Raw genomic sequence first — 21,716 nt, forward strand, 5'->3', positions numbered from 1 at the left:
CCGTGACCGATATCGGCCGACGCCGGTTGTTGCAGGCCGGCGCTGCCGCCGGCCTTTCCCCCCTGCTGCCCAGCATCGCCCGGGCTGCAGCGATCGCACCCGCCGCGCAGACGCGCAGCCTGGAAGACCTGCAGCACATCGTGGTGTTCATGCAGGAGAACCGCTCGTTCGACCACTACTTCGGCACGCTGCCGGGGGTACGTGGCTTCGGCGACCGCTTCGTGGCCCCGGCCGCCGCGCTGCAGGCCGGTGACCGCGCGCGCAGCCTGTGGCTGCAACCCGACGCGAGCGGCACGCGCGCGATCGCACCGTTCCCGCTGGATACCGCTGCGCACTTCGGCTACATGCGGGTGGAAGGCACGCCGCACACCTGGCCTGATGCACAGCGTGCCTGGGACCATGGACGCATGGGGCAATGGCCGAAAGCCAAGCAGAACCATTCGATGGGCTATTTCCAGCGCAGCGACCTGCCCTTCCAGTTCGCCCTGGCCGATGCCTTCACGATCTGCGATGCCTACCACTGCGCGATGCAGGCAGGCACCAACCCGAACCGGGTGTTCCTGTGGACCGGCCACAACGATGCACAGGCCCGCGCCGGCGGCCCGGTGATCGCCAATTCGCATGACAACTTCCCCGAACACGGCGGGCATCCGGCGTCGTACCGCTGGACCAGCCATGTCGAGCGCCTGCAGAAGGCCGGCGTGTCCTGGCAGATCTACCAGGACATGGCCGACAACTTCACCGACAACCCGCTGGCCGGCTTCGAGGCGTTCCGTCGGGCGTACAGCGCTGCACCCGGGCATGATCCGCAGCTGCGCGCACGCGGTGTCAGCACGCGTGGCCTGGCACAGCTGCGCCAGGACGTACTCGACGGGCGCCTGCCGCAGGTCAGCTTCATCATCGCCGACGCGGCCGGCAGCGAGCACCCCGGGCCCTCCAGCCCGGCGCAGGGCGCGGCCTATACCGCGCGCGTGCTGGATGCGCTGACTGCCGATCCGGAAGTCTGGAGCCGCACCGCGCTGTTGCTGATGTTCGACGAGAACGACGGCTTCTTCGACCACATGCCTCCGCCGGCTCCTCCTTCACCAGTGGGCACTGGCTGGGCGGGTGCGTCTTCGGTCAGTACCGAAGGCGAGTACCATCGCCATCCTGCGCCGGGTGATGAGAAGTACGACCTCGCCGAACTGCGCGGCCGCCCGTATGGACTGGGCCCGCGCGTGCCGCTGTATGTGATCTCGCCGTGGAGCCGGGGTGGCTGGGTCGATTCGCAGGTGTACGACCATACCTCGGTCATGCGGCTGATCGAACGACGCTTTGGCGTGGCCGCACCGGACATCTCGCCGTGGCGCCGCGCGGTCTGCGGTGACCTGACGGGTGCCTTCGACTTCGCCCAGCGCGATACCCGCCCGTTCGTCCGCAGCCTGCCCGATGTGAGCGCGGTGGCCGCACGTGCCGCTGCCTTGCCAGGGCGTACCGTGCCGGCGCTGCCGGAGGGGCTGAAACCAGCAAAGCAGGAAATCGGCGTACGCCCGGCGCGCGCCCTGCCCTATCGACCACAGGCATCGATCGCTGCGGTGGACGCCTCGGGTGTGGATCTGGCGCTGGCCTGCGAAGGTGCAGCGGCGGTGCTGCATGTCTACGACCGGCTGCGGCTGGATGCGGTGCCACGCCGCTACACGCTGCTGCCGGGTATACCGCTGCGCGAGCGCTGGCCGCTCGATGCGCAGGGCCGCTATGACCTGTGGCTGCTGGGCCCAAACGGCTTCCACCGCCACTTCCAGGGGGCGGCCAAGGATCCTGCCGTGCAGGCTTCAATCGATCGCGCGGATAGCCAATTGCGGCTGCACCTGCGCAACCTGGATGACAGCGCACAGCAGGTGCGTGTGCAGGCGGGCGCCTACGCCGGCCACATGCCCGAGCAGACGGTGGCCCTGCCGGCGCGCGCGGAGACCACGTTGGCGTGGGACGCAACGCCCACCGCAGGCTGGTACGACCTGCACATCGGTGCGGGCGACAGTACCCTGCGCCTGGCCGGCCGCGCCGAGGATGGGCGCCCCGGCACCAGTGACCCGGCGATGGGCAGCGAGCCATTGCGGTTCGAACACGATTGAGCAACCCGGCCGTTGTAGAGTCGAGCCATGCTCGACTGCTTTTCAATCGTGCTTCGATCATTGATCGGAAAAAGCAGTCGAGTATGGCTCGACTCTACAAGGGGGCTGGCCTGATCAGGCCTCCTGCAGCCCCGGCCGGCCGTGTTCCACCGCATAGCGCTTCCAGCTCTGCACCGCGCCATTCGGCTGCATCACGGTGTCCATCGTCTTCATGTCGCCGATCCACGCGTCGCGGGTGACATCGCACAGCACGTAGCCACGCTTGTCGGTGGTCGCCTTCAGATAGGGGCTGTGCGCAAGCTGGTTCCTGGCATACGCGTCCACACCCTGGCCATCGGCGCCGGAAGTGATCGACGTGGCGAGGAACTCGCTGGAGACCACACCCGAGTCACGGTAGTCCTGCACCAGATCGCTGGCATAGTGGCGATGCGCGTCGCCGCAGGCGGTCACCACGTTGCCGAAGCCCACCTTCTGGATGTGGTCAAGCAGGCGCCGGCGGCTGTCCAGGTAGCCCGACCACTGGTCATCGGACGACTGCACCACGCCGTCCTTCTCGCGCATGTAGTTGCCCAGCGCCACCTGGTGGGCGATGGTGTGCCAGCGCGGTGCGGCATCGGCCAGGCCGTCGAACAGCCAGCGCTCCTGCTTCGCCCCCACGATGCTGCGCTCCGGCGATTCCACCTCCTCACGCAGCGCCATGTTCACCTGCTTGCTGCGGTACTGGCGGGTATCGAGCAGGTGCAGATCCATCAGCGTGCCGTAGCGTGCGCGCCGGTACATCTGCATGTGGCCATTGCGAGGGAATGCCGAACGGCGCAGTGGCATGTTCTCGTAGTAGGCCTGGAACGCCTGTGCGCGGCGCAGCAGGAACACTTCGCTGGGCGTATCGTCCTGGTCTTCGGCACCGGCCCAGTTGTTGTCCACCTCATGGTCATCGAAGGTGACGAACCAGGGTGCCGACGCATGCGCGGCCTGCAGGTCGGCATCGCTCTTGTACTGGGCGTAGCGGCGGCGGTAATCGTCCAGCGTGTAGGTCTGCGGCCCGACATGATTCCGCAGGTTGGTGAACGGCTGGCCGTTCATCTTCCGCAAGCCCGGCTGGCTTTCGCCTTCGTAGATGTAATCACCGTAGTGGAAGACGAAATCCAGCGGCTCCTCGGCAATACGCCGCCACGCGGTGTAGTGGCCTTCTTCGTAGTGCTGGCAACCGGCCACCGCAAAACGCACGCGATCCACCACGGCCGTGGCTGCGGGCAGCGTGCGGGTGCAACCGACCGCACTGGCGTGGCCGCCGATGGTGAAGCGGTACCAGTAGGGCCGTCCAGGCGCCAACCCGTCCAGCTCCACGTGCACGGCGTGCCCAAGCTCGGGATGCGCCATTGCCGAGCCCTGGCGTACCACCTTGCGCATGCCATCGTCTGCTGCCAGTTGCCATTCGACCACCATCGGCCGGGTCGGCATGCCGCCGCCGAACACCAGTGGCTCAGTTGCCAGCCGTGTCCACAGCACCATGCCATCGGCCGAGGGATCACCCGAGGCCACGCCCAGGGTGAAGGGTGTGCTGGCGAAGCGCGGCTTGGCCAGCAGGTTGCGCGGGTTCAGCGCGGTGGCATCGGCCTGCGCGGCCAGCGCGTGTGCGGTGCCCATCCAGGCGCCGGCGGCAGAGAGGCCGGCCAGGGCCAGGAATCGCCTGCGATTGATCGTATCCACGGCTGTGCCCTCAGTTGTAGATGATGTGGAAGTAGAAGAAGCGGCCGTAGTCGTCGATCTCGGTACGGAAGCGCCCGTTCGGGCCGGTGCTGTAGGTCGGCTGGGTGTTGAACAGGTTCTTGGCCTCGTACTTCAGCGTCACGTGCCTGCTGACCTTGTGGCTGAAGCCCATGTTGAAGGTCATGTAAGGGTCGTAGTGCGAATCCAGCCACTGGGTGTCGCCGAAGTCGACCAGCATGCGGCTGCGGTAGGTGCCGGACAGGCGCAGCTGCGCGCTCTTCCACGGCATGCGCCAGATCACCGAACCGTTGAGCGACCAGTCCGGCTGGTACAGCAGCCGGTCCAGGCGGCGCTCGGTGCCATCACTGATGCGGTAGTTGGTCTGGCCTTCCAGCCGCGTGGCGTTGAAGTACATGTCGAAACGCTGGCGGCCCCACTGCAGGTTGCGGTTGGCCACCGCGAACTCGACACCGCGCAGCGTGGACTCATCGGTGTTCATCGGCTGAGTCACCCGGTAGCGGGTATCACCCACGTTCTCGAAGGTGGTCAGGGTGTAGATGTCGTCCTTGATCACCTTGTCGAACAGCGCCACCGAGACCAGGCCGTTGTTGCCGTTGAAATACAGGTCCCACGCCAGGTCGATATTGGTGGAACGGCGCGGCTGCAGGTTGGCATTGCCCTGCTTGATGCTGCAGAAGCCCCTGCCCTCCTCGTCATCGCCGCAACTGGTGCTGGTGGCCTGGGCGATGTTGCTCGGCGTCGGCCGGCCCAGCGTTCGGCTGGCGGAGAAGCGCAGGCGCTGGTTCTCGGTAAGCTTGAAGGTTGCATTCAAGGAGGGCAGCAGATTGTTGTAGCCACCGCTCGTGTTGCGGAAGGCGGAGGTATAGGTAGTGCCGCCATCATCGCTGAACGGGCTGTAGGCATCGAAGCGGGTGTGGTCGTAACGCAGGCCGCCGATCAGCAGCAGCCGGTCCCAGGCGTAGTGCGCGGATACATAGGCATTGGTGATGTCCTCCACGTACTTGTAGTCACTGGTGACGTTGGCATTCGGATACGCCGCATTGTTGTTGCCCAGTTTTGGCAGCAGTTCCTCGTTCCACTTGCGGTTGTCGATCAGCGGAAAGCCCGGCACGCTGCCCAGCAGCGTCGAACCCGGGTACAGGTAATCGTTGAGCGTGGCACTGCTCTTGAAATAGTCGAAGTCGATGTCCTGCCAGATCTTCAGATGGCGGTACTCGGCACCGGCGGCCAGGCCGAAACCTCTCGCATCGGCATCGATGTTGTAGCTGAAGTCGGCGCGCAGGTTGTCGATGCTCTCCTTGGCATCGCGCGGGGAGACGTAGGCCTGCGCCGGATTGAGCTTGAATGCGGAACTGGTCAGCAGGCTGGAATCGGAAACGGCCACCGCGTTGGGGAAGCCGTGGCTGTCATTCTCGTAATCGACGAACAGATTGCTTGGGTAGGCGCGCACCCCCCAGTAAACCTGGTTGTTGTGGAAGGTCTCTTCGGTATGGCCACCGCGCAGGGTCAGCTGCGATCGATCACCGATATCCCAGTTGAAGCTGGCGATGGCACCGCGGTTGTTGCGGTCCCAACGGTCGTGCCGGTTCTTGATGTAGATGCTGTTGATCTGGGTGGTGCCGCTGTCTTCGGTCTGGTTGCGGATCGGAAACTTGGCGTTGCCGTACAGATCGGTCTTGTTCATCGTCGAGTTCTCGTAGAACCGGTACGAGTACAGCAGCAGCGATGCGTAGAACGGATCATCCGAGGGCTTCCACTCAAGCTTGGCGGAGCCACCGAAGTTGGTGATGAAGTTGGTATAGGTGCCGGTGCTGAAGTTGCCAGGCGCACGCAACCCGTTCCAGCCCTTGGCCTCGTCCGGACCCGTGGTACCGTCGGTGAGGTATTTGCCAGCGTCGTTGTAGTAGTAGTTCGACTCCACCCAGCGCTTGACGCTGTTGCGCGAACGCTGCTCATAGCGTGCCACTGCAACGATGCCGAACGACTGGTCGACGCCGAACTGGTTGGAGAACACCATCTTGGCGCTCTTGCCGAAGTGGCCCAGGGTCTCGTGGTTGCCGCCAGCGCTGCGCTCGACGTTGGTCTCGGCGGTGGAATAGATGCCTGCCACATCGGCAAACACGTACTTGCCGGACCGATCGAAGGCGCTGCGGCTGATGATGTCGATCACGCCGCCGATCGCATCCGGGGCCTGCTCGGCACTGAAACTCTTGTAGATGTCGGTACGGGTGCCGATGTCGCTGGGAATCAGCTGCAGGTTGTTCATGCGCTCGCCGGAGCCACTGCCTCCCACGCTGGCAATCGCGATGCCATCGATGGTGGTGTAGTTGAGGTTGGCCTGTACGCCGCGCACGGTCACGTAACGTGGCTCACCGGCATCCTCCACCGCACTCAGGCCTGGCGCGGCCATCAGGCTTTCGGCCAGGGTCTCGTCGCCGTAGCTGTCCATCTCGTCATACACCACCGAATCCTTGATCACCGGCGACGACTTCTTCTGGTCGATGACCTCATGTGCGGCAATCACCTTCACCGTGTCCAGGGTCGGCGCCACCATCGCCTCGGCCTCGCGCGGCTTCGGCGGGGCCGGCTTCGGCGCGTTGCGTACGGGTGCCGGATCGATTGCGATGACATTGCCATCCACCACGGTGTAGCCCAGGCCGGTACCGGCCAGCAGTGCATCCAGCGCCTGCTTGACGGTGGCACCGCGCGGCACCGCACCGGCCATGCGGGCATCACCGCCGGCCGAGTACAGGAACTGCACCCCGGAACTGCGCGACAACTGCTCCAGCGCACGCGCCAACGGCTGCGCCTCGATCGGCGCCGAAACGCGGGCCTCGAGACCATCGGTAGTGGCCGCAGCCGCCGACGGCACGCTGCAGGGAGACAGGGCGAGGATGATCGACAGGTAGAGCGTGTTGCGCATCACGGGTCCTTGGAAGAGAGAAGGCAGCAGGTGCCGCTGCGCGGATCGGCAGCGGCTTCTCCCAAGTAAGAGCCCGCATCCACTGAAGTGGAGAACGCGGATTCGATGAATTTTTTCTGACAGTCCACGACCACACGGGCCTCAGCGGCTGCCAACCCGCACGGTGTCGCCTTCGCGCCTCACCACAAAGCGCGGGTCGCGTTCGAGGAAGGCCTGCAGCGCACCGATGCGATGCGCATCGAGGCTGCCCGACAACCGTGCCGATGCCGCACCTTCGTCCAGCACGCGCACCTGCACCTGGTTGTGCCGGTTGAAGGCAGCGGCCACCTCGTCCAGCCGCTCATCCAGGAAGGACACTTTGCGCCGCTGCCAGTCCAGCAGCATCGACAACGGTACATCCAGCGACTCCACCGCATGGCTGCGCGCGTCGACCTGCACCACCCGGCCTTCGCCCAGTTGCGCAAGGCGCCGGGCGTCCGCGCCCTGGCTCCATACCTCCACCTCGCCGGAAACCACGCCGATGCGCGTGCCCTGCAACCGTCGGGACACATCGAACACCGTGCCGATATCGCGGATCTGCAAGCCGTTCACCTGCACCTCGAACGGCCGTCGGTCACCGGCGATATCGAACGTGGCCTCACCCTGCAGCAACTCCACCTTGCGGCTGAACCAGCCCATGCGTACCCGCAGGCGGCTGTCCGCGTTGAGCCGCACCTGGGTCTGGTCGGGCAGCACCAGGTCGCGAAGTTCACCCTGTCCGGCACTGTACAGCTGCCCGGTAGGCATCACCTGCGGAACCAGGCCCACGCCGAGCAGGGCGATACAGGCTGCGGCGGCCATCACCCACCAGCGCGCACGACCGCGACGCGGCACAGCGCGCGGCGGTGCGTGCACGCTGGCGAACAGCGGCACCACCTTGGCGGCGACCTGCCGTGGCGGTACCAGCGCCTCTTCAGGCAACGGTGATTGCAGCGCCTCACCCACCTGCCGGTGCAACGCGAGGGCGTGCATGTAGGCGCGCACGTGCTCCGGCGAGTGCTTCATCCAGCCCAGGAACGCAACCCGCTCGGCCTCGCCCAGTGTTCCGTCGCGATTGCGCAGGAACCAGTCCATGGCCTCGCAGGCGATCGTGTCGTCGACTACGGGCGATGAGGTCCGGTTCATGTGTGCTCCCTGGCGCCCAGCGCCTTCCTGCAGGCCTCCAGCCCCTTGCCGATGTGCTTGCGCACCATGTGCACCGACACCTGCAGCTGCTGACTGATGGCCGGGCAATCCAGCCCGTCGCGGTAGTGCAGCTCCATCACCCGCCGCGTGGTTGCCGGCAGTCGTGCGATGGTGCTGCGGATATCATTCCAGCGCTGCGCACGCTCGAATTCACCTTCGATGTCTTCTTCGCTTTTCAGCACTTCGGCCAGCAGATCGACGTCTTCCAGCGGCGGCAGCGACGACCGCGCACGCGCATGCTCGCGCGCGAGGTTGGCCGCCACGGTGAACAGGTAGGCTTCCGGGTTCTCGACCGCACCGGCATCTTCGCCGGTGCTGCGCAGCAGGCGCAGGTAGACCTCCTGCGCCAGGTCTTCGGCATCCTCGCTGGCCGAACCGCGACGCAGGAAGAAGCCACGCAGCAGCCGGCGCCGCAGCGCGTAGCTCTTCTCCCAGATCCTCACGCTGTTCACGGCCGGCCAACCACCCCGAGGCTGGAAAGCCCCGCAGGGTGACCGCCATCGATGACAGTGGCGTTTCAACGACCGGCGGGCAGCCGCTGGAGTGCCGCCCCTGCAATGTCCCGGCGGCCGTCGTTTACCGGAACCCGCCCAACGCCTGGCGCGCTGGTTGCCCATCGTCGCCTGGTGCCTGCTGGGCGTCGGCGTGGCGATCATCCCGGTGTTCCTGCCGGGGCTGTCCCCGGCCTGATCAGCGGCCGCGCCCAGCGCATCGGCCCATGATACGGTGCGCGGCACCAACCCTTGCTTGCCAGAGACCCAAGCCCCGCCCACCTACCGAAGCGTGGGGGGCAGGCCTACGCTTGTCTTCTCGGTGGCCGCCACGGTCGCCCTTCGCGTCACTGCCCCCGCCGTTGCGACCCCGCTCCAGTGCCGTGCGCCCTGCCGGTGTTGTCGCCCAGGCAGACGTCCGACCGGCGCCCTCTGGAGACAGCCATGAACCAAGCCCTCATTCCCTTCGATACCGATCCACTGGAAACCCAGGAGTGGCGTGAATCGCTGGAGGCGGTGATGCAGGCCGGCGGCCGGCCGCGCGCGCACTACCTGATCGACCAGCTGAGCGATCTGGACGCCCGGCAGCACGGCGACCTGCATACCCGTGCCTGGACCGCCTACGTCAACACCATCCCGCCCGAGCGCCAGCCGACCTACCCGGGTGACCTGGCCATCGAGCGCCGCCTGAACGCGATGATCCGCTGGAACGCGATGGTGATGGTGCTGCGTGCCGGCAAGCACTCCAACGTCGGCGGCCACATCGCCACCTACCAGTCGGCGGCTGTGCTGTACGACGTGGGCTTCGATCATTTCTTCCGTGGCCGTACTGACACCTTCGACGGCGACATGATCTACATCCAGGGCCACTCCGCGCCGGGGATCTACGGCCGCGCGTACGTGGAAGGCCGCATCGATCCAGCGCGCATGGACAACTTCCGCCGCGAAGCCGGCCGCGAAGGCCTGTCCTCGTATCCGCACCCGCGATTGATGCCGGAGTTCTGGCAGTTCCCCACCGTGTCGATGGGGCTGGGCCCGCTGACCGCCGCCTACCAGGCGCGCTACATGCGTTACCTGGAGTACCGCGGCCTGAAACAACACCAGGGCCGCAAGGTCTGGGCCTTCCTCGGCGACGGCGAAATGGACCAGCCCGAATCGCTGGCGGCAATTTCCCTGGCCGGCCGCGAGCGGCTGGACAACATCGTGTTCGTCGTCAACTGCAACCTGCAGCGCCTGGACGGTCCGGTACGCGGCAACGCCAAGGTCATCCAGGAACTGGAAGGCACCTTCCGCGCGGCCGGCTGGAACGTGATCAAGCTGATCTGGGGCAGTGGCTGGGACGACCTGCTGGCCCGCGACCACGGCGGCCTGCTGCGCCAGCGCATGATGGAGTGCGTGGACGGCGACTACCAGACCTTCAAGTCGCAGAGCGGCGCCTACGTGCGCGAACACTTCTTCGGCCGTTACCCCGAGCTGCTGGCGCTGGTCGCGCACATGAGCGACGACGACATCTGGGCGCTGGCACGTGGTGGCCACGATCCGCAGAAGGTGTACGCCGCCTACCAGCAGGCGGTGAACACCCGCGGCCGGCCGACAGTGATCCTGGCCAAGACGGTCAAGGGCTTCGGCATGGGCGAGGCCGGCGAAGGCCAGAACATCAACCACCAGCTGAAGAAGATGAGCGCCGACGCGGTGCGTGCCTTCCGTGACCGCTTCAACCTGCCGGTCAGCGACGACCAGCTGGAGGAGATGCCCTACCTGCGCGCGGAACCGGGCAGCGCCGAGGCGGCTTACTTCGCCGAGCGCCGCCGCATCCAGGGTGGGCAGTTGCCAGCGCGCCTGGCCAAGGTCGATCCCCTGCCGCTGCCACCATTGTCGATCTTCAACACCCCGCTGCAGGGCAGTGGCGATCGCGGCCAGTCCACCACCATGGGCTTCGTGCGCATCCTCACCAGCCTGTTGAAGGACCCGGAACTGGGCAAGCTGGTGATTCCGATCGTGCCCGATGAATCGCGCACCTTCGGCATGGAAGGCCTGTTCCGCCAGATCGGCATCCACTCCTACCTGGGCCAGCTGTACACCCCGCAGGATGCCGGCCAGCTGAGCTATTACAAGGAAGCCAAGGACGGTCAGATCCTGCAGGAAGGCATCAACGAATCCGGTGCGATCTGTTCATGGATCGCCGCCGGCACCGCCTACAGCAACCACGGCCTGGCGACGATTCCGTTCTACATCTTCTATTCGATGTTCGGCCTGCAGCGCGTCGGTGACCTGGCCTGGGCCGCTGCCGATGCGCGTACCCGCGGCTTCCTGCTCGGTGCCACGTCGGGCCGCACCACGCTGATGGGCGAAGGCCTGCAGCACGATGATGGCCACAGCCATGTGCTGTCGTCGGTGATTCCGAGCTGCGTGTCCTACGACCCGACCTACAACTACGAGCTGGCGGTGATCATCCATGACGGCCTGCGCCGCATGTATGTCGACCAGGAAGACATCTACTACTACATCACCGTGCTCAACGAGAACTACCCACAGCCGGCACTGCCCGAAGGCGCCGAGGCCGGCATCCTGAAGGGCCTCTACCTGCTGCGTCCGGCAGCCGCCGATGCCGCCTCGCAGCCACGCGTGCAGCTGATGGGCAGCGGCTCGATCCTGCGCGAAGTGGAAGCCGCGGCAGAACTGCTGCAGCAGGACTTCGGCATCGCCAGCGATGTGTGGAGCGCGACCAGCCTGACCGAACTGCGCCGCGACGGCCTGGCCGCCGAACGCTGGAACCTGCTGCACCCGGCCGAGGAACCGCGCGTACCCTACGTGCAGCAGTGCCTGCAGAGCCATGAAGGCCCGGTGGTGGTGGCCACCGACTACATGAAGATCGTCGGCGACCAGATCCGTCCCTTCATCAACGACCGTCGCTTCACCGCACTCGGCACCGATGGCTTCGGCCGTTCCGACACGCGTGAGTCGCTGCGCACGTTCTTCGAAGTGGATCGCCACTTCATCGTGCTGGCAGCCCTGAAGTCGCTGGCCGACGAAGGCCGCATCGAGCGCTCGCGGATGCAGGAGGCCATCGACACGTATGGCATCGACACCGGCAAGCGCGACCCGGCGACGGTGTAAGGTGCCGGTGCCATGCCCGCGGAGTTCCTCCCCGTGGGCATGGCGCAGGCGGCGCCGCTACGGTATCCGCTTGAACAGGTTGGTCTGCAGGATCGGCGTACCGTCGTGACCGTAGAACGCCTTGGTCTCGGTCATCGTCGTACGGTCGGCCGCCACGGTATAGATGCGGGTGGAGGCGGGCGTGCCATGGTCCACCAGCTGCATCACCAGGGTGTTCGGCGCCGGCAGTTTCAGGTTGGCCTTGTCCGCGCCGTAGGTGCCGGACAAGGGCCCCGGCGTACCATCGAGCGCCAGCGTGCCATCGGATTTCATGGTCTTGCCGTCGTGCAGGACGATGTCCACGTGTGAACTCCAACGACCCGCACCGGCGTCCTTGAACTCCAGCACCACCTGCTTCGGGCGCTGCGCTTCGGGTAGCGCAGACGTGGCGATATCCAGCGACCAGCGCCCCAGCAGCGGGGAAGGCGACGCTTCCACTGCGAGCGCCGGAACGGCGGGTAGCGAAAGCGCAGACAACAACACAGCGGACAACAGTTTCATACGTTGCTCCGTTCCAGTGAAGAAAGCGCTGCGTAACGCGTGGTGGGGGGCAGCAGGGCGAATGCTGCACGCCTGCGGCAGGGGGTGCAAGCCACTCGCTGAATGCCTGACCACCCGTCATGTCAGGACCATGTCACACAGGGGTAGTAGAACGATCCAGCATCTCCGGCTCTTCCCCCCAGTACACGGCGTTGAACGCGCAGCCCTCGCCACGGCACCTCTATGCCGCCGGCCACTTTGCCCGCACCCTGGTCTGGTCGTTCGTGGATCTGGTGCTGGGCTACTACCTGCACGCCCGGCTGGGGCTGTCGGCGGCCCACACCGGCCAGCTGCTGGCCATTTCATTGGCCTACAGCAGCCTGCTCGATATGCTGCTGGCCGCCGTATTCAGCCGCCTGCGCAACCAGCAGCGCGTGGCCCTGCGCCTGCAGCTCATCGGCGGGCTCGGCACGGCCGCCAGCGCCTGCCTGTTGTTCAGCCCGGGCAACGCGGCCGAACCTGCCTTCCTGCCATTACTGGTCGCATCGTTGCTGTTCCGTAGCTGCTATGCGGTCTACGACGTGGCGCAGAATGCGTTGACTTCGTTGCTGCCCCGTGACGAGGACGAGGCCATGCGCTATGTCTCCACGCGCGCCGTGGTGGTACCCATTTCCAAGCTGTGCATTGCCGCGGCGCTGTTCGGCGTGGTCGGTGCGCCTGCGTCCCAGGGCAGTGGCAACGCGTTGCTGATCTGCATGATCATCGGCGTGCTGATCGCGGCCGCTGCGCTTCCCCTGGCCTGCGTCGCAACGCCCCCACGACCCTCCGCAACCAGGACGTCCGCTGCTGTTGCCCTGCCCCTGCCAGCGCTGCTGCCTGTTCTGCTGGCCGCAGCGGCAGAGACGGCGCTGGTAGGCCTGGCCGGGCGTCTGTTCCCCTTTGCCGAACACGGGGCAGCACTGACCTTCGCGATGGTGGCGGGCATGGTGGTTACCCCCTGGCTCTGCCTGCGCCTGCGTTCAATGCTGCACAGCGAGACCGGGATGCTTGCGCTGATGTCGGTGCTGGCCGTCGCCACCGTTGTCGTGTACGTGGCCATCCCCTCTCCCCCCATAGCGATTGCATGTGCCGCCATCCACGGGACGGCGGTGGCCAGCGTCGGCCTGGTGCTGTGGCGACGCACCGCGCTGATCGCCCGTCGCCATGCCATCCATAGCGGACGCGACGATGACCTAAGCTGTTTTGCACTGCTCACCGGAACCATGAAGCTATCCATCGCGGCCTCTTCGTTGCTGCTGGGCGAAGTGCTGCCCGGTGTACAGGCGGGCGATCCGGGCACCGCGGCCGCTCTGGTCTCGCTGGTCGCCGCCGGCAGCCTGCTTTCGCTGGCCGCATTGGCCTGGCCCATCCCGGCAGCACGCACCGAGGGCCTGCGCCCGTGAGTCTGGCCCCGACATCGCGGTTGCGCCGCAAGCCGCTGATCGCACTGGAGGCCGACCACAAGCGCATCATCTGGCTGTTGCGCACGATGGGCGCGGTTCCCCGCATCACCATCGCCCACCAGCTGGGCATGCACAACGGCGCGCTGACACGCCTGGCGCGGGAACTGCTGATGCTGGAAGTGATCGAGGAACAAGGACAACTGTGCGATGGCCAGCGCGGCCGTCCCTCGGTGCCACTGGCGCTGTCCGGTCGGGGCGGCTATGCCGCCGGTGCCACGGTGCATCCGGGTTGGCTGGAGATCGCACTGGTGGATTTCGCCGGCCAGGTCATCGCCCGTGATGCCACCGCCTTCGACAGCGCGGATCCTCGCGATTTCGTCCATTGCGTGGACCAGCGCCTGCGCAGCCTCACCAGCAGCACCGGACTGATGCGCGCGCGCTTTCTGGGCCTGGGTGTAGCCGTTCCCGGGCCCGTGGTCGAAACCGGTCCGGCACGCCGGCACGCGGTGGACTGGCTGCATGGCTGGCGCGATATCGACAACGACCAGTTCTTCGAAGACTACTTCGGCTTTCCGGTCTGGGTGGAGAACGATGCAACCTTGGCGGCGCTGGCGGAGTACTACGACAGCGGGCTGATCCGCGACTGCGCTTCGGCGCTGCTGCTGTATGTCGGTCACGGCGTGGGCGGTGGCGTGATCCATCGGCGTGATGTGATGCGCGGTGAATTCGGCAATGCCGGCGACATCGGTCGCCTGTTCCGTATGGACGCACCGCGCCCGTCGGGCATCGACCTGCTGGCCACGTTGCGCGAGGCCGGCGCCGGAATTCCTTCGCTGTTCGAGCTGGAGGCCTGCGTGGACACCCATGCCGGCATCATCAGTGCCTGGGCCGAGCGCGCGGGCAACCAGCTGGGCGCAGCGGCCAATACCGGCGTGGCGTGGCTCGATCCGGGCGCTGTGATCCTGTCCGGTTCACTGCCCCGCCAGGTACTGGAAGCGTTGGGGCAACACCTGCAGCAGCCCGCACGCTGGAGCAGTGCGCTGGACAGCCTGCGCCTGCCGCAGGTGCATGTGTCACGGCTGGGAGGATCCGCAGTATCGGTGGGCGCAGCGCTGCTGCCGATCCACCAGCTGGGCGCCGATGCCAGCGTTTAATTGTTTATTTCCGCCGAAGTAAACAATTCCGTCATCGCCCGGACCTACCGTGCAGCGGTCCCCCTTCCCTGCATGGCCGCCCTCCAATGAACATCAGCCCCCTGGTCCTGGGAATCTCCCTGGCCTTGATATCCCTGCACGGCACCGTTTCTGCGCAGGACGCCCCGGTCCCGAACAAGGACAGCGCCGACGCCGCAACGCTGGATGCGGTGGTGGTCACCGGTGCGGCACGCACCCAGCGTCGCTTCGATGCGTCCTTCGCCGTCAATTCACTCAGCCGCGAAGACGTGCAGAAGCTCGCACCGAAAAGCTATGCCGACCTGCTCGGCTCAGTGCCCGGTATCCATGTCGAGGCCACCGGCGGCGAGGTGCAGAACATCACCCGGCTGCGCGGCATTCCCACCGATCGTGGCTTCATCGCCTTCCAGCAGGACGGCCTGCCCCTCTACCACGAGCTGGATGGCCACTTCTTCAACTCCGGCGACGGCATGAACCGGTTCGACGTGATGAACCAGCGGGTGGAGATCGTACGTGGTGGCCCGGCGCCGATCTATGCAAGCAGTGGCGGCGCCATCGTCAACAACATCCTGGCCGAGGGCTCCGAAGAGACCCACGGCAAGGCCCAGCTGACCGTCGGTGACACCGGGCTGTACCGCGGCGAGATGTACCAGTCCGGCGCCCTCGGCAAGGACACCTTCTACGCGGTCGGTGGATTCCTGCGCCAGCACGATGGCTACCGCGACAACGGCTTCCCGAACGACAAGGGCGGCCAGATACGCGGCAACATCAAGCACTACTTCGACGACACCAGCTGGTTCAAGGTCAGCGGTACCTTCGTCGATGACCACAATACGTTCTACCTGCCGATCCCGGTCGCCGATCCGCGCAATCCCAGCGTTCCGCTGGACCCGTACATCGACTACTTCGACGGTACGCTGAACTCGCCGTCGCTGCGCAGTGTCAACCTGAAGTACCTCGATGGCGGCGGCGTCCTGCAGGGCATGAACCGCGACCTGGCCGATGGCCGCCACATGCGCTTCGGCAACATCGGCTTCCAGTACGAAAACACTGCCAGCGATTGGACGATCTCGCTGAAAACCGGCTACACCAAGGGTCGCAACACCTTCGACGCACTGTACTCGACCACCAACCCGGTCGACGCACGCACCTTCGCCAACGGCTATCTGGGTGCGGCCCGTACCGCCTTCGGTGCCGGCGTCGCGCGGATGGGCTACGCCCTGGCCGGCAGCAACGGGGCGAGCGCCTACGATCCCTATGCCGACTCCGGCCTGGTGATCTCGGCCCAGTACCGGGCCGCAGATTCGGATTTCTACTCCGGCCAGGCCGACTTCAGTGCGACGCGGTTGTTTGAAACGGCCTGGGGCAGCCACGATCTGAACATCGGCGCATACACAGCCTTCTTCGGCACCACGGCCTTCAGCCTGTACCAGGACATGCTGATGGAGATGCGCGGCAAGCCACGCCTACTGGATCTGGTGGCCTACGGCAACGATGGCACCCCGCTGGGTTATGTGACCGACAAGGGCACGCTGCGTTACACCACCACCTTGAATCGCGGCAAGGTCGATGCCCGCATGTTCGCGGTGTATGCCAATGACACATGGGCACTGACGGACCGCTTCAAGCTCGACGCTGGTATCCGCCATGAACGCTATCGCTATGAAGGCTACGCAGAGCAGACCGCGCAGGTCGACCTCGGCGACCGCAGCACACTGGCCGACGACACCACGCGCCGGTTCACCGGCGTCGTCCAGAACCATCGCCTGGATCCGTCCGCGACCAACTGGACCGTGGGTGCGAATTTCGATTTCACCCCTTCGGTGGGCGCCTACGCCCGCGTCTCGCACATGGAGATCGTTCCCAACTCGTCAGTGGCACGCTCGATCGATCCCACCATCGTGCAGACCCAGCTGGACCAGTACGAGCTGGGCCTGAAGGCCGGATTCGGCCGGTCCTACCTGTACCTGACCGCGTTCTATACGAAGTTCGACCCGCTCAACGCCTCGTTCGTAGCGTTCAACCCGACCACCGGCCGCAATGACCAGTCGGTGCCGTTCATCGGTACCGCCGTCTCCAAGGGCATCGAACTGGATGGGCTGTTCCGACCGCTGGACTGGTTCAGCATTGCCGGCTCGATCACGGTCAGCGATCCGCAGTACGACAGCCTGCAGAACGATTCCGGTGCCGATCCGGCTGCCGTCAACGGCAAGCAGATCGTTCGCGAGCCCAAGCTCTACGGCAACCTCCGCCCGACCTTCAGCTTCCAGCACGGCCAGGACCAGTTCGAGACCTGGCTGCGTTATGACGTGGTCGGCAAATCCTATGTTGATCTGTTCAACCAGACGGCGCTGCCTGCCTACCAGACCCTGGGCCTGGGCGTTTCATGGAAGCGCGGCAACTGGGGGGCACAGCTGGTAGGCGACAACCTGACCAATGAAAAGGGACTCACCGAGGGCAACACCCGCACCGATGCCCTGGCCGGACAGGGTTCGGCCGAGGCAATCTATGGACGGCCGCTGTTTGGCCGCAACGTCCGCCTGATGGTGAGCAGGAGCTGGTGATGCATCGACGATTTGCCTTGTCCATCGCCCTGCTTGCCACGGCAGCGCTGCCATTTGCGGCGGCGGCCGACGACCGCGACAGCGCCGCGCTGGCCGCACGCCTGTTCCCGACCCTCACGCAGTTGACGCCCGATATGCTGCCCGACGATGCGCGTGCCCTCCTGGCCGAACGCATGCAGCAGCTGGCCGACTGCCGGACCGCCACCTGCACGCTCGCGTCCGCACGCTGGACGCCCGCGCAGGCAGGCCTGTTGACCGCTGCGGTGCCCGCGCACGCCGAGGCCATCGAACGGGAGCTGGCGGGCCTCAACAACATTCTCTCCGTCTATGGCCAGGGCCAGCCGCCCCGCTACGACGCCATCGACGGCCCGATCGGCGCAGCGGGCAGCACGCGACTGGCCGGCGACGTCGCCATAGCCATGCAGATGAGCGAGGTGGACGCCAGCGCCGCCTACGCCGTATTCGATCGCAGCATCGCGGTGGCGGTAGGCCTGCTCGATGCCAATGACCGCCTCGATGCGATCCGTTTCGAGCCCATCAGCGCGGGGATGAACGCCGCGCCGTTTGCGCGTGCGCGGCAGCTCGATTGGAATGCGCATCCGTACACCGCGATCATCGTGCTGGGCCAGGGACCGGATGAACTGACCACCCCGCTCAGCGCCGGCAGCAAGCTGCGCCTGAAGGCGGCCGCGCAGCGCTACGCGGCAGGTGATGCGCCCTTCCTCATCGTCTCCGGTGGTGCGGTACATCCGCGCGGCACCCGCAACGTCGAAGCGGTGCAGATGCGCGAAGCGCTGATCGCGCGCTTCGGCATTCCCGGAGATGCGATCATCATCGAACCGTATGCCCGCCACACCACCACCAACCTGCGCAATGCAGCCCGGCTGCTGGCGGCCCTGCAGGCACCGCCGCGGCAACCGGCACTGGTGGTGAGCAGTCCGTCGCATATCGATTCGGTCGCCAGCAGCGGGTTCAGTGACCGCAACCGCCATGAACTGGGTTACGTTCCGGGCAAGGTCGGTTCACGCGTTTCGCCCTACGCGATCCCGTTCGTGCCGGCTCCCGAATCGCTGCGCATCGATCCGATGGATCCGCTGGATCCCTGAACCGCGCGACGGCATCTTCAGTAACCCACCTTCAGCGTGAACATCACGTTTCGCGGTGCCCCGTACCAGCCCTGGTTGTAGAAGCCGATCTGCGAGTAGTAGTTGCGGTCAAACAGGTTGTCGATGTTGACCGCCGCCGACACATTGGAACTGAACTGGTAGCGCGCCATCAGGTTCACCAGAGCGTAGCTGGGCTGCTGCACCGGCACCCGGCGATTTCCGAGCGCGGTGGCGGTCTGGTACATGCGGTTCTGCCAGTCCACGCCACCGCCGATCGTCAGCCGGTCCCAGGTACCCGGCAGCCGCCAGGTAGTGAACAGCTTGAACAGGCTGCGCGGCTTGGCGGTATTGATCGCATGGCCCTGCGCGTCCTGCGCGATGAAGGTGGTGAAGCTGGTGCCCAGGCTCCAGCCCGGCAGTGGTTCGCCGGCCAGTTCCAGTTCCAGGCCGTCAACGGTTGCGCCCTTCACCGCGCGGTAGGCCGCCTGCGTGCTGCCTTCGACCAGGCCACCGGTGGCCTCGGCGAGGTTGTCCTGCTGGGTGCGGAACAGCGCTGCCGATGCATTCAAGCGTTCCTGCAGCCAGCTGCCCTTGAGGCCCAGCTCATAGCTGCGGCCGCTGACCGGGTCGAGGATCTGCCCGGATTCATTGCGGTTGTTCTGCGGCTTGAAGATACCGGTGTAGCTGGCGTACACGCTGCTGTAGCCGTTGAGGTCCCAGACCACGCCTGCATACGGTACGAACTCGTTGCGGTAGCGGTACTTCCGCTTGGCGCCGAAGTAGACCTGATCGGTCTCCCTGTTGCTCAGGCGGGCACCGACGATCACGTGCAGCGGATCGGCCAGCGACAAGCGCGCCACCGCGTAGGCACCGCTCTGATGGTTGTCCAGGTCATCGGCCTGGGTCTTGCTGCTGGCCCACGTCGGCTCCGGCGTGCCCGGCCCGTGCCAGTCCAGATAGCTGGCCAACGGCGGCAGCGGCGCCAGCGCGCGGTACTGGCCGAGCGCGATCTCGTCACGCGAACGCGACCAGCCGATGGACGCCGTGTGCTGGCGGCCGAACAGCTGGAACGGACCGGTCAGGCTGGCGCTGATCGCTTCGCGGCGCACCGGACCGTCGTAGCGGGTGAAGCTGTTGCCAGTGGGCATCGCCCCGGTCACCGGATCGGGATAGCCGCCCCGGTAGAGATGCTTCATCTCCATGTCGGTATGCGAGCGGCTGTAGGACACGCGTGCCTGCCAGTCGTTACCGAAGCGATGGTTGAAGTCGAAGAAGCCGTTGCGGGTATCGGTGGTCATCCGTGCCCACGGCGCGGTGGCCGATACCGAGCGGTCGAAGCGGGTACGCGTGCCGTCGGCGTTGAACAGCGCGAAGCCGCTGCCGAAGCCACGGTTGTCGCTGCCCTGGTAGGAGATACCGGCGATCAATCCGGTGTCCTCGCCCAGATCCACACTGACCACGCCGTAGAGTGTCCTTGCGGTGCTGTCCAGGCCAGCGGTGTAGCTGTCACCCTCTGCGTGCGCGGCCACCAGGCGACCACGCACGCGTCCTTCCCGGCTCAACGGGCTGGATACATCCGCCCACGCGCGCCGTGCGTCCCAGCTGCCGAGGCTGATGCCACCACTGGCAGCGAACTCGCGCAGCGGGCGCTTGCGCACATAGTTCACCGCCGCCGAGGGATTGCCGGCGCCGGTCATCAGGCCATTGGCACCGCGCACGATCTCGATGCGGTCGTACACCACCATGTCCAGATTGTTCTCGCCGAAGTTCCATGGCGACAACACCGGCATCACCACGCCATCGAACTGGTAGTTGTCGATGTCGAAGCCGCGTGCGGAGAACGAGTAGCGGTTGGCATCGCTGCGCGTGACCGAGATGCCGGGCGCGGTCGCCAGGGCATCGGCGGTGCTGAGCAGGCCACGGTCCTCGATCTGCTGCCGGGTGACCACGCTGACGGATTGCGGGGTCTGCCGCGAGGTCAGCGACAGTCCGGTCGCCGTGCCCATCGAATCGGTGGTATACGAACGCGACGTTTCGGTGCAGCCATCAAGGTCGGCAGTGACCTGCACGGTCGGGAGCTGGGAAGGCGTTACGGACGGAGTGCGTTCGGCGGCGTGGGCAGCGTTGAACAGCGCCAGGGTCGTGCCGATGGCGCTAGCCAGGGCACACGGGCGGAAACAGGCAGGCATGGGAGATCCAGCGGGAAGGAAAGGCTGGATGAGAATTATTATCATTTGAGCGTGAGCACACGTATGCGCGGACGCAGCAGGCGTATGCGCACTGCCGACGATGGCCCGGACTCAGCGAAGCTCGCTGGGTGCGATGCCGTAGCGCGCGCGGAATGCGGTCGCGAAATTGGTGGCGTGCCGGTAGCCGACGAAATGCGCGGCCTGCTGCACGCTGCAGCCCTGCCGCAGCTGCTCGCAGGCCAACTGCAGGCGCCGCTCGCGCAGCCAGGCGAACACCGAACACCGGTGCACCTGCTGGAACTTCAGCCGCAGGCTGCTCGAGCTCATGCAGGCCAGGCGCGCCAGATCCTCCAGGCTGTGGTCGGCGGCCGGCGCCGCCTGCAGGCAGTCGATCACCCGCTGCAGCATGCGGCGATCACGTGCTGAAACGCGCAGGTCGGGCGATGCCTCCGGTGCCGGCGCGCCCAGCGCAATGGCCAGCATCTGCAGGCCAATGCCTTCGCACAAAAGTGCATGCATTGCGCCCTGCCAGGTGCCCGACAACACCTGGTCGGCGGCGTGCTCGAGATGCCCGGGCACCTGCCAGCTGCGCAGCTGCTGGCCACCGCTGCGATGCGCGGCGGATAGCAGTTCGGTGATGATCGGATCGTCCAGCTCGGCCGGTGCGTCCAGCGAGACATTCAGGCTGCGCATCCGTTGGCCCGCTGGGTGTATCGCGGTCATCGGCGTAGCGTCGGCCCGCACCATCGCGCCAGCGCCCGGACCCATGCCGATCACCGCCTGCCCCGCCAGGCGCGCACCTGCGCGGCCCTCCAGCATCACGATTGCCGAGAAGGCAGGCGGCGACTCGGAGGTGGCCTCGAACGGCTGGCGTGCGATCACGTCCGACAGCGCCAGATGGACGCCCGGACGCAGGCGACGCTGCTCGACCCTGCCCTGCACCACGCAATCCTCGCCCGACAGATCGGAAGCCGCCCGCGCAGGCAGCCGATAGCGGAAGCCGCTGCTGCGGCCCAGGCGGTCGAGGTCGGCCAGGGTGAGGCTGTGCATGGTGCGCCCGTGAAGAATCACCCGCCATTCTCATATGCGAACCGTTCTCATATCCAGTCCCGATGGCAAGGCCCAAT

Annotated in this window: 14 protein-coding genes; 7 read left to right on the plus strand and 7 right to left on the minus strand. The window is 66.1% G+C overall.

Going from position 1 to position 21,716, the window contains the following annotated elements:
• The first annotated feature begins 2 nt into the window (after window positions 1-2).
• A complete protein-coding gene (locus tag N5J73_RS09630) occupies window positions 3-2,111 on the plus strand; it encodes a phospholipase C, phosphocholine-specific (RefSeq protein WP_049449591.1) in 2,109 nt (702 codons plus the stop codon).
• 114 nt (window positions 2,112-2,225) lie between these two features.
• Here the strand turns inward: N5J73_RS09630 and N5J73_RS09635 are convergent, their stop codons facing one another.
• The 4 genes from N5J73_RS09635 to N5J73_RS09650 form a co-directional block, all read right to left on the minus strand.
• Window positions 2,226-3,821 carry an alkaline phosphatase D family protein gene (locus tag N5J73_RS09635; protein ID WP_049449589.1) on the minus strand — a complete coding sequence of 532 codons (1,596 nt, stop codon included), beginning with the start codon at window positions 3,819-3,821 and terminating at the stop codon, window positions 2,226-2,228.
• A 10-nt stretch (window positions 3,822-3,831) separates the two neighbouring features.
• Window positions 3,832-6,765 carry a TonB-dependent receptor gene (locus N5J73_RS09640; protein WP_164078713.1) on the minus strand — a complete coding sequence of 978 codons (2,934 nt, stop codon included), beginning with the start codon at window positions 6,763-6,765 and terminating at the stop codon, window positions 3,832-3,834.
• A 141-nt stretch (window positions 6,766-6,906) separates the two neighbouring features.
• Window positions 6,907-7,929, minus strand: a complete 1,023-nt coding sequence (locus tag N5J73_RS09645; RefSeq protein ID WP_049449585.1) for a FecR domain-containing protein — start codon at window positions 7,927-7,929, stop codon at window positions 6,907-6,909.
• The gene (locus tag N5J73_RS09650) at window positions 7,926-8,441 is read right to left on the minus strand and encodes a sigma-70 family RNA polymerase sigma factor (protein WP_049449583.1); all 516 of its coding nucleotides are present in this window, start codon (window positions 8,439-8,441) and stop codon (window positions 7,926-7,928) included. The genes N5J73_RS09645 and N5J73_RS09650 overlap by 4 nt, the downstream gene beginning before the upstream one ends.
• A gap of 91 nt (window positions 8,442-8,532) precedes the next feature.
• Between N5J73_RS09650 and N5J73_RS09655 the strand changes: the two genes are divergently transcribed.
• Both N5J73_RS09655 and aceE read left to right on the plus strand, forming a co-directional pair.
• On the plus strand, window positions 8,533-8,679 hold the full coding sequence (locus N5J73_RS09655; protein WP_239508903.1) for a hypothetical protein: 147 nt from the start codon (window positions 8,533-8,535) through the stop codon (window positions 8,677-8,679).
• 245 nt (window positions 8,680-8,924) lie between these two features.
• On the plus strand, window positions 8,925-11,597 hold the full coding sequence (gene aceE, locus N5J73_RS09660; protein ID WP_164078714.1) for a pyruvate dehydrogenase (acetyl-transferring), homodimeric type: 2,673 nt from the start codon (window positions 8,925-8,927) through the stop codon (window positions 11,595-11,597).
• Window positions 11,598-11,654: 57 nt separating this feature from the next.
• Here the strand turns inward: aceE and N5J73_RS09665 are convergent, their stop codons facing one another.
• Window positions 11,655-12,137 (minus strand): hypothetical protein, encoded by a 483-nt coding sequence (locus N5J73_RS09665; protein WP_049449580.1) that lies wholly within the window; start codon window positions 12,135-12,137, stop codon window positions 11,655-11,657.
• A gap of 191 nt (window positions 12,138-12,328) precedes the next feature.
• Here N5J73_RS09665 and N5J73_RS09670 point away from each other — a divergent pair, with 191 nt between their 5' ends.
• The 4 genes from N5J73_RS09670 to N5J73_RS09685 all read left to right on the plus strand — a co-directional run bounded on the left by N5J73_RS09670 (window position 12,329) and on the right by N5J73_RS09685 (window position 18,400).
• Window positions 12,329-13,558 (plus strand): MFS transporter, encoded by a 1,230-nt coding sequence (locus tag N5J73_RS09670; RefSeq protein ID WP_049449578.1) that lies wholly within the window; start codon window positions 12,329-12,331, stop codon window positions 13,556-13,558.
• A complete protein-coding gene (locus N5J73_RS09675; RefSeq protein WP_049449576.1) occupies window positions 13,555-14,712 on the plus strand; it encodes an ROK family protein in 1,158 nt (385 codons plus the stop codon). Before N5J73_RS09670 ends, N5J73_RS09675 begins: the two co-directional genes overlap by 4 nt.
• Window positions 14,713-14,798: 86 nt before the next feature.
• Window positions 14,799-17,294: a TonB-dependent receptor gene (locus tag N5J73_RS09680; protein WP_049449574.1), complete on the plus strand. Its 2,496-nt coding sequence runs from the start codon at window positions 14,799-14,801 to the stop codon at window positions 17,292-17,294.
• Window positions 17,294-18,400 (plus strand): YdcF family protein, encoded by a 1,107-nt coding sequence (locus N5J73_RS09685; protein WP_049449572.1) that lies wholly within the window; start codon window positions 17,294-17,296, stop codon window positions 18,398-18,400. Before N5J73_RS09680 ends, N5J73_RS09685 begins: the two co-directional genes overlap by 1 nt.
• A 17-nt stretch (window positions 18,401-18,417) precedes the next feature.
• Here N5J73_RS09685 and N5J73_RS09690 read toward each other — a convergent pair whose 3' ends face one another.
• Both N5J73_RS09690 and N5J73_RS09695 read right to left on the minus strand, forming a co-directional pair.
• Window positions 18,418-20,589, minus strand: a complete 2,172-nt coding sequence (locus N5J73_RS09690) for a TonB-dependent siderophore receptor (RefSeq protein WP_049449571.1) — start codon at window positions 20,587-20,589, stop codon at window positions 18,418-18,420.
• A 111-nt stretch (window positions 20,590-20,700) separates the two neighbouring features.
• Complete coding sequence (locus N5J73_RS09695; RefSeq protein ID WP_049449569.1) at window positions 20,701-21,639, minus strand: AraC family transcriptional regulator; 939 nt, start codon at window positions 21,637-21,639, stop codon at window positions 20,701-20,703.
• Window positions 21,640-21,716 lie beyond the last annotated feature (77 nt).

Source organism: Stenotrophomonas sp. GD03654 (assembly GCF_029845105.1).
In the GTDB taxonomy this organism is placed as follows: domain Bacteria; phylum Pseudomonadota; class Gammaproteobacteria; order Xanthomonadales; family Xanthomonadaceae; genus Stenotrophomonas; species Stenotrophomonas africana.

Coding starts and splice junctions, on each gene's coding strand:
- N5J73_RS09680 (WP_049449574.1), top strand. CDS start 14,799: ATGAACATCAGCCCCCTGGTCCTGGGAATCTCCCTGGCCTTGATATCC.
- N5J73_RS09690 (WP_049449571.1), bottom strand. CDS start 20,589: ATGCCTGCCTGTTTCCGCCCGTGTGCCCTGGCTAGCGCCATCGGCACG.
- N5J73_RS09645 (WP_049449585.1), bottom strand. CDS start 7,929: ATGAACCGGACCTCATCGCCCGTAGTCGACGACACGATCGCCTGCGAG.
- N5J73_RS09695 (WP_049449569.1), bottom strand. CDS start 21,639: ATGCACAGCCTCACCCTGGCCGACCTCGACCGCCTGGGCCGCAGCAGC.
- N5J73_RS09640 (WP_164078713.1), bottom strand. CDS start 6,765: ATGCGCAACACGCTCTACCTGTCGATCATCCTCGCCCTGTCTCCCTGC.
- N5J73_RS09665 (WP_049449580.1), bottom strand. CDS start 12,137: ATGAAACTGTTGTCCGCTGTGTTGTTGTCTGCGCTTTCGCTACCCGCC.
- N5J73_RS09685 (WP_049449572.1), top strand. CDS start 17,294: ATGCATCGACGATTTGCCTTGTCCATCGCCCTGCTTGCCACGGCAGCG.
- aceE (WP_164078714.1), top strand. CDS start 8,925: ATGAACCAAGCCCTCATTCCCTTCGATACCGATCCACTGGAAACCCAG.